The sequence below is a fragment of the Limnohabitans sp. WS1 genome (genome assembly GCF_003063265.1).
Lineage (GTDB): Bacteria > Pseudomonadota > Gammaproteobacteria > Burkholderiales > Burkholderiaceae_C > Limnohabitans_A.
Genome location: NZ_NERU01000001.1, coordinates 305,833 through 322,466, shown reverse-complemented (window position 1 = coordinate 322,466; position 16,634 = coordinate 305,833). Strand labels below are relative to the sequence as shown.

Genomic DNA, 16,634 nt, shown 5'->3' with positions numbered 1-16,634 from the left:
TTTCTTCGGGATATCACGAAGGCGCAAGGATGGACCAATCCTCATAATGAATTGGATCGCAGCGACCTTGGTGCGTTCAATGCGAGGCAGGGCATGTCCGGTTGCGTGCCTTTCAAAACAATGGAGACAAAACATGGCTCAAATGAATTTGAAGGTCAATGGCAAAGGCCGCTCGGTCGACGCCGATCAGGACATCCCTCTGCTTTACGCCCTGCGCGATCAATTGGGACTCAATGGCCCCAAATTTGGTTGTGGCAAGGGTCAATGCGGGGCGTGCACGGTCTTGGTCAACGGGCAAGCCACCCGCTCTTGCATCACACCCGCTGCCAGTGTGCAGGGCAAAGCCGTGACCACCTTGGAAGGCCTGGGCAGCACGACCAAACCCGGCAAATTGCAACAAGCGTTCATCGACACCCAAGCCGTGCAATGTGGCTATTGCATCAACGGCATGATCATGACGGCCACCGCCTTGCTGGCCAAAAACAAAAATCCGAGCGACCAACAAATCCAAGAAGCCCTGGCCGGCAACCTTTGCCGCTGCGGCACCCATCAACGCATTGTGGCCGCCGTCAAACGCGCCATCACCGCCTGAGGAGAGCACGATGAGCAACTTCAATCGACGTCAATTTTTGGGTGCTGCTGGCGCTGGGGTCTTGGCCGTAGGCTTTTCTTTGACGGGTACAGCCCAAGCGGCCAATGGTCTGGCCCCGACCAAGAGCGTGGCCACAGATGCACTGGACTCGTGGCTGACCATTGACAAAAACAACCGCATTACCCTTTACGTGGGCAAAGTGGATTTGGGCACGGGCACCAAAACGGCACTCAGCCAAATTGCCGCAGACGAGCTGGATGTGGGCTTTGGCCGCATTGACATGGTCATGGGCGACACGGGCACCACACCTGACCAATGGCTCACGGGTGCAGCCATCACCATTTCACAAGGCGGCAGCGAGTTGCGCATTGCTGCGGCCAACGCACGACAAGCCTTGCTGCAGCGAGCAGCCAAAAATTGGGGTGTGCCAGTAACTGAATTGATCGTCAACGATGGGGTGATCGCACACGAGGCCAGTCGCAAAACCGCCACTTACGGGAGCCTCATTGGGTCAGGATTTGAAATCAAGATCGACCCCAAGATTGCCGTTAAAAAACACACCGACTACAAACTCGTGGGTCAGTCGGTGCCGCGCGTGGACATTCCAGCCAAAGTCACTGGCGAGCACCTCTATGTGCACGACCTGCGGCTTCCGGGCATGCTGCATGCCCGGGTCATTCGACCCACCCAAATCGGGGCATCACTGCAAGGGGTCGATGATTCACAGGCCAAAAAGATCAAGGGTTTTGTGCAAACCGTGCGTCAAGGCAACTTTTTGGCGGTTGTGGCCAAAACCGAGTGGGCAGCGATCAAGGCCTCAGATGCCTTGAAGGCCCAATGGAGTTCCGGTGCAGACTTGCCTGCCAAAGCCACTATTTTTGAAGCCTGGCGCAAAATGCCTGTGGCCAAGGAAGAGGCCACACAAAAAGTGGGCGACGTGTCCCAAGTCTTGGGCAGCGCAGCCCGCAGCGTCAAAGCCACCTACAACTTTGCGGTGCAAACGCATGCCTCCATCGGACCGTCGTGTGCGGTGGCCGACTTCAAAAATGGGCAACTGGTGTGCTGGTCAGCGTCGCAGGCCACACACTCCATGCAGCACGAGTTGTCGGTCATCACGGGCTTGCCCAAAACCGCCATCCGGTTGGTGTATCTGGACGGTTCAGGCTGCTATGGCCGCAATGGCCATGAAGATGCAACCGCGGACGCAGCCCTGATTGCCATGAAAATTGGCAAACCTGTGCGCGTGCAATGGACGCGTCAGGATGAAACGGCCTTGGCACCCAAAAGCCCACCACGTTCGATGGATCTGGAAGCCAGTCTGGATGAGCAGGGCAAGATCACCGGTTGGAAAGGCGATTTTTTCATCGCCTTGAACCACATTGCCGCATTCAAACCACTGGATTTTCCATTGCTGGCCGCCAGCGACACAGGCATTCCTCGCCCCGGTAACTGGGTGGGGTTCTTGTTCCAGAATGCCGGAGCGCCTTATGTGGTGCCTAACATCTTGGTCACCACCAAGCACGTTGCACAGACTTTTTTGCGTTCTTCGCATTTGCGCAGTCCTGGCCGTATCGAGAACAGTTTTGCCAACGAATCCTTCATGGACGAATTGGCCGCAGCAGCGGGTGCCGATGCCGCCGAGTTCCGTCTGGCCCACCTGAACGATGCACGCGCCAGCGCTGTCATTCAAGCGGCGCTCAAGGCGTCCAATTGGACAAAGCGACCCTCAGCCAGCCAAGTGACTGCAGGCAACATCGCACGCGGTCGGGGCATTTCATATGTGCGCTACAACAATGCCATCACTTATGTGGCCACGGTCGCAGAGGTGGAGGTCAATCGAAGCACAGGCCAAATCCAGGTCACCAAGGTTTTTGTGGCCCACGATTGTGGGCAAATCATCAACCCCGATGGTGTACTGAACCAGGTAGAAGGTGGTGTCATCCAAACCATCAGCCGAACCCTCATGGAGGAAGTGCAATGGCATGGCAGCACCATTGACAGTGTGGATTGGGCCAGCTACCCCATATTGCGATTCCCCGAAACCCCAACGGTTCAAACGGTGTTGATCAATCAACCAGGTCTGCCCGCCTGGGGTGCGGGCGAACAGACCCCCACCACGGTCCCCGCTGCCATCGCCAATGCGGTGTTTGACGCGACCGGGGTGCGCTTGCGCACCATTCCCTTCACGCCAGAATCCGTTTTGACGGCCCTGAAAGGGGCGGGAGCCAAAACCGCATAAAAGGCATCACCACCGTCAAGCGCCATGCTCGACAGGCCCGGGTCAATGACATTGACCGGGCCTGTGGCTTGGCGTTGGGGTGAGGGTCTTCAATCGCCGATTTTTTCTGCCCATGCCGCCTTGACGTCGTGCACCAGATGGCTCAGCAGTGCTGCGTACGCATCCATCTGACGGGTCTCCGAGTCAGGCGATTCGATGTGATAGCTGATGTGGATGGCGTAAGTTCTGCCGCTGGGTGACTGAATGGGCGAAGCGACTGAGCCCATGCCCGGCTGCCATTGGGTGTAACAAAAGCCGCTCAGCTCGAATTGCTGGAGGGCTTGCTGCAGCTGCTCTTGCGTTTTTGGCCAATCCTTGCCCTGCGCAGATTGCATTTTTTCAAGCAAGCATTGGCGTTGCAAGGCAGGCATGCCCGCCAGATAGGCGCGACCCAAGGAAGTGATGGCCATCGGAATCCGACTGCCGGCCGCTTGGTGCCTGAAAACGCCTTGTCGACTGAATCGAACGGTTTCCACATAGACCATCTCCAGCTGGTCTGCCGTGGCCAGGCTCACATTGACTTTCCGGCTCTGAGCCAACTCGCGCATCAAAGGAAGCGCCACGTCCAGTTCAGGCTCTGTGGACCTGAACGACAAAGCCAGACTCAAACTGGCCACACTCAAACGGTAGGCGTTTTGCTGACGATCAAACTCGAGAAACCCACTGTCCACCAAGGAGCGGCAGAGCCGACTCACTGTGGGCCGCACCAGCCCCGTTCGCTCGGCAATGTCAGCATTGGTCAGTGAATCCACACCATGCCGGAAGGTGCGCAAAATTCTCAGCCCCCGCTCCAGAGATTGGCTGCCCGGCGTTGTTCTCACAAACACCCCGGTCTGGCGTGTTTGTCGACGGCTCGAAGAAGGACCGGCGGTCTGTTTGCTGCTCATAATTTCGAATAGCGAAATTATTGTATTGTGCGGTGTTGTTTTCACAGAGATACTGATTTTGGAATTAATTTTGAAAAATAATCAGTTGGGAAATTGAACGCAGTGCGCCGAGCAGGTCATGCTTTTATTGATGCGACTGTTCGTTCGCTGACTTTGGGGCGAAGAACGGGACAATTTGCGACAACATTGGAGTTGTTTGTTTTATCTGGCTTCAAGCCAGCCAAGCGACCCGCCTAGCCCCTGTTCAACCACACTGACCCCGTTTTCAACCATGCACACCATGCCACGCCACTTGATCCTTTCCACCTGCTGCGCCATTGCGGCCATGCTGACGCCCTTGACTCAGGCCACCGCGCAGGAGTTCCCACCTAAAAAGACCATCAGCATGGTCGTGGGTTTTGTGCCGGGCGGCGCAGCCGACACAGGCGCTCGGATCATTGCCAAAAAACTGGGTGAAAACCTGGGCGTCGCCGTCACCGTGGAAAACAAAGCCGGTGCAGGCGGCAACATCGCCCACCAGTACACCGCCACCGGCCCATCCGATGGCAGTGTGCTCTTGTTGGGTTCTGTGGGTCCGCTGACCATTGCACCCCACATGATGAAGCTCCCCTACGATCCGGTGAAAGACTTGGCCCCGCTGACCATGGCCGTGAACTTTCCCAACGTGTTGGTGGTGCACCCCGGCACGGGCATCAAGACGTTTGCCGAATTCATTGCGGCCGCCAAAAAGAACCCCGGCAAACTCGATTTTGCGTCCACCGGCCCAGGCTCCGCATCTCATTTGGCGGGCGAATTGCTCAACGACATGGCCAAACTCGACACCTTGCATGTCCCCTACAAAGGCGGCGCAGCTGCACTGCAGGACTTGCTGGGTGGCCGTGTGGCAGCCTGGTATGCCACCATGGCCACAGCAGCACCTCACATCGAGGCGGGCAAGATCATTCCCCTGGCCAGCACAGGCACACAACGCCTGGGTGCATTACCGCACATCCCCACGATTGCGGAATCGGGCTATCCAGGATTCAATGCCACCAACTGGTACGCCTTCGTGGCCTCATCCAAAGTGCCCAAACCGGTTTTAGATCGATGGAACACCGAATTGGTCAAAGTATTGACAGCATCAGACGTGGTAGAACAACTCAACAAACATGGTTTAACCCCCATGCCAGGCTCGCGCGATGAGCTGGCGCGTTACATGGTCAGTGAAACAGCCACCTGGGGTCGCATCATCCGAGAAAGAAAAATCACGTCACCTTGAACACCATGGATGCCATGTTGTCAAAAGCAACGTGGCATATGATTAATTCGTTAAAATCGAAAAATTATGGAAAAAACCAATAGCCCGTTCGCTGCAGCTTATTTGCGCTTCCTGAAGCTCACCAAAGCCATTCAGGTGCTTCCTGTCGGATTGGAGATGGACGCCAACGAAGAGGCTTTGTTACAAGCGGTGGTGCTGAGGTGGTACGAAAAAAACCCCATGACCGTGCGTGAGGCCATTGCCTTGGAAGATTTGGGCTCTCCGGCCACTCTGCACAAACGCATCACCCGCCTGCGCGACAAAGAAATGCTCATGGCACAAAGCCAAGAGGGAGACCGACGCGCCAAGTTCCTGATTCCGTCTGAGCGCACGCTGGAATACTTCAACACATTGGGCCAGTCCATGCAGCAGGCCCACCAAACACTTTCCCTGTGAATGCACAAGGAAATCTTCAGGTTTCAGACACTTTCAGCCAAAAACAGCGCCTGTAAGTCACTTAAGAAGTCAAACCCCCTGTCTGTCGGCCAGACCCGGTGCAGGTCTCTGCCAATCAAGCCTTTTTGCTCGGCCTCCAGCAACCCTTTTTGAAGGCTGTTGAGCGCCAAACCCGTGCGGTCCACGTAATCGGCCAGCGCAAACCCACCCCGTAAACGCAGCGCATTGAGCATGAATTCAAAAGGCAGTTCTTGGCGAGGCACTTCCTTGCTTTGTGTCACAGGCTCGCCCTTCATGGCTTGGAGCATGTACAAAGCGGGCTCGCGGTAACGCACTTGGCGCAACACACGGTGCGCAAAACTGAGCTTGCTGTGCGCTCCCGCGCCAATGCCCAAATAATCACCAAATTGCCAATAGTTGAGGTTGTGTGAGCACCTGTGTCCAGGCTTGGCGTAAGCCGACACCTCGTAACGCTCCAGACCCGCCTGTGCCGTCAACTCAGTGATCCGGTCCATCATCTCGTAGGCCTGATCGTCTTCGGGCAAGGAAGGCGGAAACTTGGCAAACACGGTGTTGGGCTCGATCGTCAGGTGATAAATCGAGATGTGCGGTGGCACAAAGGCCAAGGCGGTTTGGATGTCTTGTGTCAGGCCTTGCAGGGTTTGGCCTGGCAAGGCGTACATCAAGTCCAAGTTGAAGGTGTCAAACACCTGTGCAGCTTCCGTCACGGCGGCCAAGGCTTGGTCGCGGTCGTGCACCCGACCCAGCGCTTTCAAATGCGCATTGTCAAAACTCTGCACGCCAATCGACAAACGGGTGATGCCCGCTTGGCGGAAGGCCTTAAAGCGGTCTTTCTCGAAAGTGCCAGGGTTGGCCTCCATGGTGATTTCGGCGTCAGGTGCCAAGCGCACGCGGGCGCGTATGCCGCCCACCAAACGGTCTATCGCTTCAGGAGAAAACAGGCTGGGTGTGCCACCACCCAAAAACACGGTCTGGATGCTGCGGCCCCAGATCAAGGGCAAGCTGGCCTCGAGATCGGCGAACAGTGCATCGATGTAGGCGTCTTGCGTGGATGGTGCATCGGCCCCGGCACGCAACTCGTGCGAGTTGAAATCGCAGTAAGGACATTTTTTGATGCACCAAGGCAGGTGAACATACAGCGACAAGGGCGGCAGGCTGCTGAGCTGCAACACGCCTGGGCGCATGGCGTGCATCGGGTCCAACATGGGGTTCATGGAAAGCTCAAAAAGAGTTATGCAGCCGGGGCATCCATCCAGCGCTCGCGCATCAGCGCCAGCATGGCTTGTGCGGCGCGACCTCGGTGGCTGTGGGCGTTTTTGACTTCGGCGGGCAGCTCGGCAAAGGTCTTGCCAAACTCGGGCAAAAACATGACCGGATCAAAGCCAAAGCCGTTGCTGCCTCGCCGCTCGGGCGTGATCTGCACCACCACCCGCCCCACCGCGATCAGGGGTTCGGGGTCGTCTGCGCTGCGCAAGGCCACCAAGGTGCTCACCATGGCCGCACGGCGTTGGGTGATGCCCTGCATTTGTTCCAGCAAAGCGCTCACGTTGGTGTCGTCGCCCTTGGGGTAACCAAAGCGGGTGGCGTAGTAGGCCGTGTCCACGCCAGGCTGTCCGCCAAAGGCATCCACACACAGGCCTGCGTCGTCCGCCAAAGCAGGCAGGCCACTGAGTTGTGCGGCGTGCCGGGCTTTGGCCAAGGCGTTTTCAACGAATGTCTTGAAGGGCTCTGCGGCTTCAGGGATGTTCAGCTCGGACTGGCGCACCAGCGTCATGTTCAAAGGCGCAAACAAAGTCTGCAGCTCGGCCAGTTTGCCCGGGTTGTTGGAGGCCAGAACGATTTTCATAAAGGGATGGTGCTCAAGCGCTGAAAGTCAAGGTTTGGGGTTCGTCGTGCGCCTGCTTTTGCAGTTGCACCAGCTGGGCAATGCCTTTTTCGGCCAGCGCCAGCATGCGGTCCATCTCCACGCGGGTAAAAGCCACGCCCTCGGCCGTGCCCTGCACTTCCACAAAGTGACCCGCGCCGGTCATGACCACGTTCATGTCAGTGTCGCAGGCCGAGTCTTCGGGGTAATCCAAGTCCAGCAAGGCGGTGCCGTTTTTCAGGCCCACCGAGATGGCGGCCACGCGGTCGATGATGGGCGACTCGCTCAGTTTGCCCGTGGCCATGAGCCAGTTGACGGCGTCTTGCGCCGCCACAAAAGCGCCCGTGATGCTGGCCGTGCGCGTGCCACCGTCGGCCTGCAAGACATCACAATCGAGGTGAATGGTGCGTTCGCCCAGCTTTTTCAGGTCAAACACAGCCCGCAGCGAGCGGCCAATCAGGCGCTGGATTTCTTGCGTGCGGCCGCTTTGTTTGCCACGAGCGGCTTCGCGGTCGCCCCGAGTGTGGGTGGCGCGGGGCAGCATGCCGTATTCGGCCGTGACCCACCCTTCACCACTGCCTTTTTTGTGGCCCGGCACCTTTTCTTCGACCGAGGCCGTGCACAGCACGCGGGTCTGACCGAACTCGATCAGGACCGAGCCTTCGGCGTGCACGGTATAACCGCGGGTGATGCGCACAGGGCGCAATGCGTCGCTGGCGCGACCGGTACGGACGTAAGAAGTTGTGGTGTTCATGCTGGTGCTGAAATGGTGCTGCCCTTTGCGCTCAGCCAAGTGCGAGCGGGTCAGGCCAAAGAGTTTGAGATAATGCCTCGTTTCATGCTCAGCTGTTAGGCTGGGCATTTGCAGCGCTGGATGGCCATTGATGGTCAGTGTGGCCAAGCGCTGTCACAAGGAACTTGATCGATGTCAGTTTACAGTATGACCGGGTATGCCAGCGTGCAGCACAGCCCAAGGCCCGCAGACGGTGAGACCCCCGCTCCCATGGGTCCTACAGCGCGACTTGGTATGGAAATCCGCTCCGTCAACAGCCGTTTTTTGGACCTGAGTTTTCGCCTGCCCGAGGAATTGCGCCAACTGGAACCCGGCCTGCGCGAGCTGATCACACGGCACATCAAACGTGGCAAAGTCGAAGTCCGTGCCAGCCAGGATGCCGGTGACGCGGCTACCCTTCAAGCCCCCAACCACCAGGCTTTGCAAAAAATCGCGGCCTTGCAAGACAAAATTCAAGACTGGATGCCAGGAGCCCGCGCTTTGAGTGTGGCCGATGTGCTGCGCATGACCGCAGGCAGCTCGGGCCAGCCAGCCCCTGACGACGCCGCCTGGATGAAGCTGGCATCCCAAGCCCTGGACGCCCTGCGCGAAGCCCGCGCCCGTGAAGGAGCCCGTCTGACAGAGATGCTGATAGGCCACATTGCGCAGCTGCGCAGCCTGGCCGAACAAGCGGTGCCGCTCGTGCCTCAACTGGTCGAGCAACAACGCCTTCGCTTTTTGGAGCGGTGGAAGGACGCCATGGCTTTGGCCGATGGCAGCCTCCTGCCCGAGGCCGCACAAGACCGTGCCCTCACCGAAGCAACCTCTTTTGCCATCCGCATTGATGTGGCTGAAGAGCTGACCCGCCTGCGCTCGCACCTGGATGAACTCTCCCGCCTGCTGACCCAAGGCGGCGACATTGGCAAGCGTCTGGACTTTTTGATCCAGGAGCTGCACCGCGAAGCCAACACCTTGGGCTCCAAATCGGCCGTGCTCGAAATGACCCGCATCTCGGTGGACATGAAGGTGCTGATCGAGCAAATGCGCGAACAAGTCCAGAACATCGAATAAAGAGCCTCAGCATGGATTACCCCGGAAACCTGTTTGTCGTAGCCGCTCCCAGCGGAGCAGGAAAATCGAGCTTGGTCAAGGCCTTGATGGAGCTGGACTCACGCGTACAACCCACCGTGTCACACACCACCCGCGCTCCCCGGGGCCAGGAAAAGCATGGCCGTGAATACTTTTTTGCCTCAGCGCAAGAGTTCGACGCCATGGTGCTGGGCGACGCCTTTGTCGAATGGGCCCATGTGCACGGCCAGCGCTATGGCACCTCCAAAAAGATGATTGAAGACCGCATGGCCCAAGGTGCCGATGTGGTTTTGGAAATTGATTACCAAGGCGCCCTGCAGATCAAAAAGATGTACGCCAACGCGGTGCTGATCTTCATCTTGCCGCCCAGCTGGGAAGAGCTGCGCTCACGCCTGGAGCGTCGCGGCGAAGACACAGCCGACATCATTGAGCTGCGCCTGCAAAATGCTGCCATTGAGATGGCACAGGCTCCAGAATTTGACTTCGTTATAATCAATGAAGTATTTGATCGTGCCCTGTTTGACCTCAAAGCGGTTGTTCACGCTCAGCGGCTCAAATACCACGTTCAGCGCCGCGCCCGGCCTGACACTTTTCAGGCACTCAAAATGGCTTGAATCCCGCACAGCAATTCTCAAGGAACACATCATGGCCCGCATCACCGTTGAAGACTGCCTGGAACAGATCCCGAACCGCTTTCAGTTGGTTCTGGCTGCCACCTACCGCGCCCGCATGCTGAGCCAAGGCCACACCCCCCGCATTGAAAGCAAAAACAAACCTGGCGTGACCGCACTGCGCGAGATCGCCGCTGGCAAAGTGGGCATTGAGATGCTCAAGCGCGTGTCCTGAACACCTTTCTCGACCGTTCGCCTTGCTTGCGCAAGGCCATCGCTCAAACAAAAGCTCCTTTTGGGGCTTTTTTTACGCCCATTCAACTTGCCCCACAAAGTCGAGCAAAAGCTTGCGTTACATTGAGGCCATGAGTCCCGCTTCGATTCCCTCCACTTCCAACAGCCACAGCCGCCCCAAGGCTGTGGCACCGGCTGCGGCCAACGCGGCAGCAGCCAGCTTTGCCTTGCTCGAAGCGGAACTGGGGTATTTGAACGATGCCGACACCAACATGGTGCGCCGAGCCTACAAGTTTGCCGATGAGGCCCACTTGGGCCAAATGCGCAAAAGCGGCGAGCCCTACATCACCCATCCCATTGCCGTGGCCGTTTTGTGCACCGAATGGAAATTGGACGCACAAGCCTTGGCAGCGGCCTTGCTGCACGACGCGATGGAAGACTGCGGCGTCACCAAGGTGGCGCTGATCGAGCGTTTTGGCTCTCCGGTGGCCGAATTGGTCGATGGTCTGACCAAGTTGGAGAAACTGGAATTCAACACCCGAGAAGAAAATCAGGCCGAATCGTTTCGCAAAATGTTGCTGGCCATGGCCCGCGATGTGCGTGTCATCCTCATCAAGTTGGCCGACCGCACCCACAACATGCGCACCATGTCGGACATGCCGCGCAGCAAATGGGGCCGCATTGCTTCTGAAACACTGGAAATTTACGCCCCCATCGCTCACCGTTTGGGCCTGAATCAAATCTACCGCGAACTGCAAGACCTGGCTTTCAAGCACTTGTTGCCCTGGCGGTATGCCGTGCTGACGAAAGCCGTCTCACGCGCCCGCAATCGCCGCCGCGACCTGATCCAAAAAGTACAGGCGGACGTCGAAGCTGTCTTTGCGCAGGCCAAAATGAGCGTTCGCATCAGTGGACGGGAAAAAACGCTTTACTCCATCTACAAGAAGATGGACGAAAAACACCTGAGTTTTGCCCAAGTCACCGACATTTATGGTTTTCGGGTGATCGTTCCTTCGGTCGTCGATTGCTACACCGCACTGGGATGGCTCCACCAAATTTACAAGCCCGTGCCGGGCAAGTTCAAAGACCACATTGCGATCGCCAAAGTCAACGGCTACCAGTCATTGCACACCACGCTGGTGGGACCCTCGGGTGTGAACGTCGAGTTTCAAATGCGCACCGAGGCCATGAACTTGGTGGCCGAGTCAGGTGTGGCCGCCCATTGGCTTTATAAAGAACATGAATCGGCCAGCGCCCAGTCGGCCCGACTGGGCACGCAGTGGCTGCAGTCTCTGCTGGACATCCAGACCGAAACGCGCGATGCCGCCGAATTTTGGGACCACGTCAAAGTGGACTTGTTCCCTGACGCCGTCTACGTGTTCACGCCCAAAAGCCAGATCATGGCATTGCCCAGGGGTGCCACGGTGGTGGACTTTGCCTACGCCATCCACAGCCGCGTGGGTGACCATGCCATGGCCGCACGCATCAATGGCGAGCAAGTCCCCTTGCGCACCGAACTCAAAAATGGCGATGTGATTGAAGTGATCACGGCTCCCGTGTCCGCCCCCAACCCCGCATGGCTGGGCTTTGTGCGCACCGGCCGCGCACGCTCCAAAATTCGCCACCACCTCAAAACCATGGCGCAAACCGAGTCGGTCGAGTTGGGCGAAAAATTGCTGGCGCAGGCTTTGCGGGCTGAAGGCATCGACCAACTGCCCAGCGATGCCCCAGTCAATCAAGGCCTGTGGGAAAAATTGCTCCGATTCACCGGCAACCGCAACCAAGCCGATTTGCTGATGGACATTGGATTGGGCAAACGCATCGCCACCATTGTGGCCAAACGCTTGACGGCTTTGTTGTCTGAAAACGGTCAAAAACCCGATGCACTCTTAATGACACGCGAACGGTTTACCGCGCACGAGTCCATCTCACAAGGCGCCATTACCCTGGATGGCAGTGAAAACGCGTCGGTGGTGTATTCGCGCTGCTGCCGCCCCTTGCCCGGCGATGAGATCGTGGGTTATTTGGGCCGTGGCGAAGGCTTAGCGGTGCACACCCGAGACTGTGCAACAGCCCGAAAACTCGAACACAAGGACAGCGAGCGCTTCATTGGTGTGGAGTGGTCAGATGAAATCAAGCGCAATTTTGAAACGACCATCCATGTCACAGTGGTCAACGGCAAAGGGGTTTTGGCCCGAGTGGCTGGGGCACTGGCCAGTGCCGAGACCGACATCGTGCACGTCGACATGGGTCAGGAAACGCCCCAAGACACGGCCGAGTTGAAGTTTGTGGTGGCGGTACGCGACACAAGCCATTTGGAGCAAGTGCTGCGCCACCTCAAACGCACATCATCGGTCATCAAGGCCGATCGTCAAACCAACAAAGGCCTCATCAACCCTTCATAGGGTCAGACCTTTCAAGCGGTTTCGGATAGCTGACCTGCAACACCTCAATGTCCAGCACACCTGAAGGTGTGACGAGCTTGAGTTCGTCTCCTTCGCGTGACTTGAGCAAGGTGCGTGCAATGGGTGACACCCAGCTGACCTGCCCTTGCAAGCTGTCGGCTTCGTCGATGCCCAATATCGTCACCGTGCGCTCTGCGCCCAAGACCTCGGCATAAGTCACTGTGGCCCCAAAGAACACCTGATCACTCCCGTGATGCACAGCCGGGTCCACCACTTCGGCTTTCTCCAGACGTTGGGTCAAAAATCGAATTCGCCGATCGATTTCGCGCAAGCGCTTTTTGCCATACAAGTAGTCGCCATTTTCAGACCGATCACCATTGCTGGCCGCCCAATGCACGATCTCGACCACTTGGGGTCTCTCGTCATCGATCAGGGTGAACAGCTCTGCCCTCAAACGGGCATAACCTGCGGGTGTCATGTAATTGCGTGCACCCAAGGGCAATGCGGGTAAACCCAATTCTTCGTCATCGCCACCATCGGTCTCTTTGGTGAAAGCTTTGCTCATGGAATGGACTTGGGGGCAAAAGAAAAACGGGAATGCCAGAACACAGCGCGTGTTTGGACTTTGATGTTTTGCAAATAGAAAAAGCCCACAACTTTCGTTGTGGGCTTTCTAATTTTTGGTGCGGCTGGCAGGAATCGAACCCACGACCCCTTGGTTCGTAGCCAAGTACTCTATCCAGCTGAGCTACAGCCGCATCATGCATTGAATTATAGCAAGCTTTTCAGGCCACTTTGAGCTTGGCCAGGAATTTATTGCCAAGAAACTGCAGACATGTCATTGGCAAAAATGGGCGAGCTGGACCACAAGCCTTTGAGGCCCTTGCGGTAGACCGCTGTGTTGGTGGCGTTGAACAGGAACACGTTGACCGCATCTTTGGCGATCATGCGCTGCATGTCACCAAACAGCTGGGTGCGTTCTTTGGCCGCTGTGGTGGCCGCGTGTTTGGCTGCCAAGTCACGGAAAGCCTTGCTGTCGTAACCCCAGTAATACTGCGGGTTGGCATAAGCCATGTAATCCAGAGGTTCGACGTGGTTGATCACCGTCAGGTCAAAGTTGCCCTTGAAGGTGCCACCCAACCACTGCGCCCATTCCACGTTTTCGATTTTGGCCACAATGCCCACCTTGGCCAGCTGCGCGGCCAAAATCTCGCCGCCCTTGCGGGCATAAGGCGGTGGGGGCAAGGTCAGGGTCACGTTCAGTGGTGTTTGCACGCCAGCTTCCTTGAGCAGGGCCTTGGCTTTTTCGGGGTCGTAAGCGTAGGTATTGCTCAACTCCACGTAGCCCGCATCCGTGGGGGCCATGTGGCTGCCAATGGGTTTGGCCAGGCCTTCAAACACGCCGTCGATGAACGCTTTTTTGTCGACCGCGTGCGACAAGGCGCGGCGCACACGCACATCGTCAAACGGCTTTTTGCGGTTGTTGATGGTCATGATGCCTTTGCCGGCCGTGCTGCCCATCTCAACCATGAACCGTTTGTCGGCCTGAAACTGTTTCAGGCTTTGGGGTGACTGAAAACGCGGCATGCCGTCGATGTCACCCGCCAACAAGGCGGCCACTTGGGCGGCAGAATCGTTGATGAAGCGGAAAGTGACCTTCTTCACCTTGATGGCGTTGGCATCGCGAAAGCCATCCCACTTGGACAAAGTGACTGCCGTGCCTTTGGCCCAGCTGTCAAGCTTGTAGGGGCCTGTGCCCACAGGTTTGGTGGCGGCGTTGGCTGCGCTGTCCGGGTGCAAGATGACGGCGGTGTTCTCGCCCATGCGGAACAAGAAATTGCCATCCGGGTTGGTCAGCACCAACACCACAGTGTGTGCGTCGGGGGTCGAGATGTGGGTGATGTTGTTGAACACCGCGCCTTTGGCTTTGTTGGTGCTCTTGGCGTCTTTGGCACGCTCGAAGCTGAACTTGACGGCAGCCGAGTCGAATGGCGCACCATCAGAAAACTTCACGCCCTTGCGCAGCTTGAATGTGTAGGCCTTGCCGTCGGCGTCCATTTTCCAGCTCTCGGCCAGCAGTGGGCTGATGCTGCCGTCCACATTGATTTTGGTGAGGCCCTCCAAGATGTTGTAGTGCACCACTTCACCGATGGCCGCAGCTGGGGCCATGGTTGGGTCGAGGCTGGTGGGCTCTAGGATCATGCCGAGCGTGACGGTGTCTTTGCGCGACTGGGCTTGCGCCTGCAAAGGCGCCGCCACCAAGCTGGTGACCAACACGGCCGCCGAGCTCAAAGCGAGGGTGCGGCGGGTCAGGGAAGAACTGTTTTTCATGGGGTCTCCTGCGTTAAAAAAGAAGGGGGCTGGCCAGGCACAGCGGCCAACAAAGCCCGAGTGTAAGGGTGCTCAGCCTTCTGAAAAATTTGGTTTGCAGAACCATGTTCGACCACACGGCCTGACTGCAACATCAGCACATCGTCGCACATCAAATTGACCACCGCCAAGTCGTGACTCACGAACAAATAACTCAGTCCGTAGCGGTCTTGCAGGTCCATCATCAGGTTCAGTACCTGCGCCTGCACCGACACATCGAGCGCACTGACCGGCTCGTCCGCAACGATCAGGGCGGGGCGGGTGATCAAGGCGCGGGCAATGGCAATGCGCTGGCGTTGCCCGCCCGAAAATTCGTGCGGGTATTTGTCGAGGTCCGCCGTCCTGAGGCCGACTTCGTTCAGAGCCTCAGCGGCGCGGTCGCGCAGCTCGGCTTTACTGTCGGCCCGTTTGTGCCACTCGGATCGGCCGCCCGAAACATGTTGCAAGTTACGTATCGGCTCGGTCACGATGGCCAGCACTTTTTGGCGCGGGTCCAGAGAGCCGTACGGGTCCTGAAACACCATCTGAAAACCGCTGCGCAACTGGCGCAAAGCTGGGCCACGAGTCTGGTGCACGTCTACGCCCTTGAACAAGACCTGCCCCTCGGTGGGTGTGTCCAGCGCCATGACCAAACGTGCCAGCGTGGACTTGCCAGAGCCCGACTCGCCCACAATGCCCAAACTTTTGCCCGGCTGCAGGGTGAAGCTCACGTCCGACAAAGCTTGCAAAGCGCCTGCGGGTTGAAACAAACCCGCGCGGGGCAAGGCAAAGCGCCGCCCCAAGTGCTTCACTTCCAGCAGCGGCGCAGAAATAGCGTTCTCGCTCATGGCAGCCTCCAGCGCGGGCAACTCACCCTATGGGGCGCATCATCCGTGGTTTCGCGGTCGATGCTTTCTGCCTGTGGCGGTGTGTGGTGGCAATCCTCCACCGCCAAGCTGCAGCGGTCAGCAAACGCACACCCCGCCGGAAAATCCATCAGCTCGGGCACGCTGCCCGGGATGGTGGTCAAACGTGTGCCGCGTGCCAAGCCCAGACGCGGACGCGCCGCAAACAGGCCCCGCGTGTAAGGGTGTGCCCGGTGCGCAAACAACTCGGGTGTGGCCGCACTCTCGACCACCGCCCCGCCATACATCACCATCACACGGTCCACCTGGTCCTGCATCAGGCCCAGGTCGTGGCTGATCAAGAGCAAACCCATGCCGTCTTCGCGCACCAGTTGTTGGATGAGCGCCAACACCTCTTTTTGCACCGTCACATCCAACGCGGTGGTGGGTTCGTCCGCAATCAGCAGGTCGGGGCTGCAGGCCAGCGCGATCGAGATCATCACGCGCTGGCGTTGCCCGCCCGACAGCTCGTGCGGATAGGCATCAAGCCGCTCACGCGCCCGGGGCAGCTGCACGCGTTCGAGCAGTTGCAGGGCGCGGGCTTTGGCATCGCTGGCGCTCATGTGTTGGTGCAGGCGCAAGGGCTCAGCGATCTGCTTCCAAATCGGGTGCAAGGGGTTGAGCGCCGTCATCGGCTCTTGGAAAATCATGGCCATCCGGGCACCGCGCAGCTGGCACAGCTGCGGCTCGGGCAGGCCCACCAGCTCTTGGCCTTGCAGTGTGATGGAGCCGCTCACGCGGGCGCGTTCAGGCAACAGGCCCATCAGGGCCAAAGCGGTCAGCGATTTGCCGCTGCCGCTCTCACCAATCAGCCCCACCGTCTGGCCCCGCTCCATGTTCCAAGACACGCCGCGCAGAGCCTGCGCCCAGCCCCGGGCCGTGGGCAGGCTCACGCGCAAATCATCCACTTGCAGCAACGGCATGGCGTTTGATC

Annotated in this window: 16 protein-coding genes and 1 tRNA gene; 8 read left to right on the top strand and 9 right to left on the bottom strand. The window is 58.1% G+C overall.

Annotated elements, in window-relative coordinates:
• Positions 1-133 precede the first annotated feature (133 nt).
• Positions 134-592 carry a (2Fe-2S)-binding protein gene (locus B9Z48_RS01525; protein ID WP_108376911.1) on the top strand — a complete coding sequence of 153 codons (459 nt, stop codon included), beginning with the start codon at positions 134-136 and terminating at the stop codon, positions 590-592.
• A gap of 10 nt (positions 593-602) precedes the next feature.
• On the top strand, positions 603-2,831 hold the full coding sequence (locus B9Z48_RS01520; protein WP_108376910.1) for a molybdopterin cofactor-binding domain-containing protein: 2,229 nt from the start codon (positions 603-605) through the stop codon (positions 2,829-2,831).
• An 89-nt stretch (positions 2,832-2,920) separates the two neighbouring features.
• Here B9Z48_RS01520 and B9Z48_RS01515 read toward each other — a convergent pair whose 3' ends face one another.
• The gene (locus B9Z48_RS01515; protein WP_108376909.1) at positions 2,921-3,757 is read right to left on the bottom strand and encodes an IclR family transcriptional regulator; all 837 of its coding nucleotides are present in this window, start codon (positions 3,755-3,757) and stop codon (positions 2,921-2,923) included.
• Between the two features lie 325 nt (positions 3,758-4,082).
• Here B9Z48_RS01515 and B9Z48_RS01510 point away from each other — a divergent pair, with 325 nt between their 5' ends.
• The gene (locus B9Z48_RS01510; protein WP_228769094.1) at positions 4,083-5,015 is read left to right on the top strand and encodes a tripartite tricarboxylate transporter substrate binding protein; all 933 of its coding nucleotides are present in this window, start codon (positions 4,083-4,085) and stop codon (positions 5,013-5,015) included.
• A 66-nt stretch (positions 5,016-5,081) separates the two neighbouring features.
• Complete coding sequence (locus B9Z48_RS01505) at positions 5,082-5,450, top strand: hypothetical protein (protein ID WP_089953043.1); 369 nt, start codon at positions 5,082-5,084, stop codon at positions 5,448-5,450.
• A 23-nt stretch (positions 5,451-5,473) separates the two neighbouring features.
• Here the strand turns inward: B9Z48_RS01505 and hemW are convergent, their stop codons facing one another.
• From hemW to rph, 3 genes are read right to left on the bottom strand one after another with little or no spacing between them, the layout of a single operon-like run.
• Entirely contained in the window at positions 5,474-6,676 is a 1,203-nt protein-coding gene (gene hemW, locus B9Z48_RS01500) for a radical SAM family heme chaperone HemW (RefSeq protein ID WP_108377168.1), read from the bottom strand.
• A gap of 26 nt (positions 6,677-6,702) precedes the next feature.
• Positions 6,703-7,317 carry an RdgB/HAM1 family non-canonical purine NTP pyrophosphatase gene (gene rdgB / locus B9Z48_RS01495; RefSeq protein WP_108376908.1) on the bottom strand — a complete coding sequence of 205 codons (615 nt, stop codon included), beginning with the start codon at positions 7,315-7,317 and terminating at the stop codon, positions 6,703-6,705.
• Positions 7,318-7,330: 13 nt separating this feature from the next.
• Positions 7,331-8,089 (bottom strand): ribonuclease PH, encoded by a 759-nt coding sequence (gene rph / locus B9Z48_RS01490; protein WP_108377167.1) that lies wholly within the window; start codon positions 8,087-8,089, stop codon positions 7,331-7,333.
• Between the two features lie 171 nt (positions 8,090-8,260).
• Between rph and B9Z48_RS01485 the strand changes: the two genes are divergently transcribed.
• From B9Z48_RS01485 to B9Z48_RS01470, 4 genes are all read left to right on the top strand, one after another.
• On the top strand, positions 8,261-9,178 hold the full coding sequence (locus B9Z48_RS01485; protein WP_199233431.1) for a YicC/YloC family endoribonuclease: 918 nt from the start codon (positions 8,261-8,263) through the stop codon (positions 9,176-9,178).
• A gap of 11 nt (positions 9,179-9,189) precedes the next feature.
• Positions 9,190-9,810: a guanylate kinase gene (gene gmk, locus B9Z48_RS01480; protein WP_108376906.1), complete on the top strand. Its 621-nt coding sequence runs from the start codon at positions 9,190-9,192 to the stop codon at positions 9,808-9,810.
• Positions 9,811-9,841: 31 nt separating this feature from the next.
• Complete coding sequence (gene rpoZ / locus B9Z48_RS01475; RefSeq protein WP_062402588.1) at positions 9,842-10,042, top strand: DNA-directed RNA polymerase subunit omega; 201 nt, start codon at positions 9,842-9,844, stop codon at positions 10,040-10,042.
• Between the two features lie 130 nt (positions 10,043-10,172).
• On the top strand, positions 10,173-12,446 hold the full coding sequence (locus B9Z48_RS01470; protein ID WP_108377166.1) for a bifunctional (p)ppGpp synthetase/guanosine-3',5'-bis(diphosphate) 3'-pyrophosphohydrolase: 2,274 nt from the start codon (positions 10,173-10,175) through the stop codon (positions 12,444-12,446).
• Here B9Z48_RS01470 and greB read toward each other — a convergent pair.
• The 5 genes from greB to B9Z48_RS01445 form a co-directional block, all read right to left on the bottom strand.
• Positions 12,433-13,011, bottom strand: a complete 579-nt coding sequence (gene greB, locus B9Z48_RS01465; protein ID WP_089953051.1) for a transcription elongation factor GreB — start codon at positions 13,009-13,011, stop codon at positions 12,433-12,435. The genes B9Z48_RS01470 and greB overlap by 14 nt on opposite strands.
• 116 nt (positions 13,012-13,127) lie before the next feature.
• Positions 13,128-13,204, bottom strand: a tRNA-Arg gene (locus tag B9Z48_RS01460).
• Between the two features lie 55 nt (positions 13,205-13,259).
• Positions 13,260-14,777: an ABC transporter substrate-binding protein gene (locus B9Z48_RS01455; RefSeq protein WP_199233430.1), complete on the bottom strand. Its 1,518-nt coding sequence runs from the start codon at positions 14,775-14,777 to the stop codon at positions 13,260-13,262.
• Complete coding sequence (locus tag B9Z48_RS01450) at positions 14,774-15,643, bottom strand: ATP-binding cassette domain-containing protein (protein WP_108376905.1); 870 nt, start codon at positions 15,641-15,643, stop codon at positions 14,774-14,776. Before B9Z48_RS01450 ends, B9Z48_RS01455 begins: the two co-directional genes overlap by 4 nt.
• Positions 15,640-16,623 carry an ABC transporter ATP-binding protein gene (locus tag B9Z48_RS01445; RefSeq protein ID WP_108377164.1) on the bottom strand — a complete coding sequence of 328 codons (984 nt, stop codon included), beginning with the start codon at positions 16,621-16,623 and terminating at the stop codon, positions 15,640-15,642. The genes B9Z48_RS01450 and B9Z48_RS01445 overlap by 4 nt, the downstream gene beginning before the upstream one ends.
• Positions 16,624-16,634 lie beyond the last annotated feature (11 nt).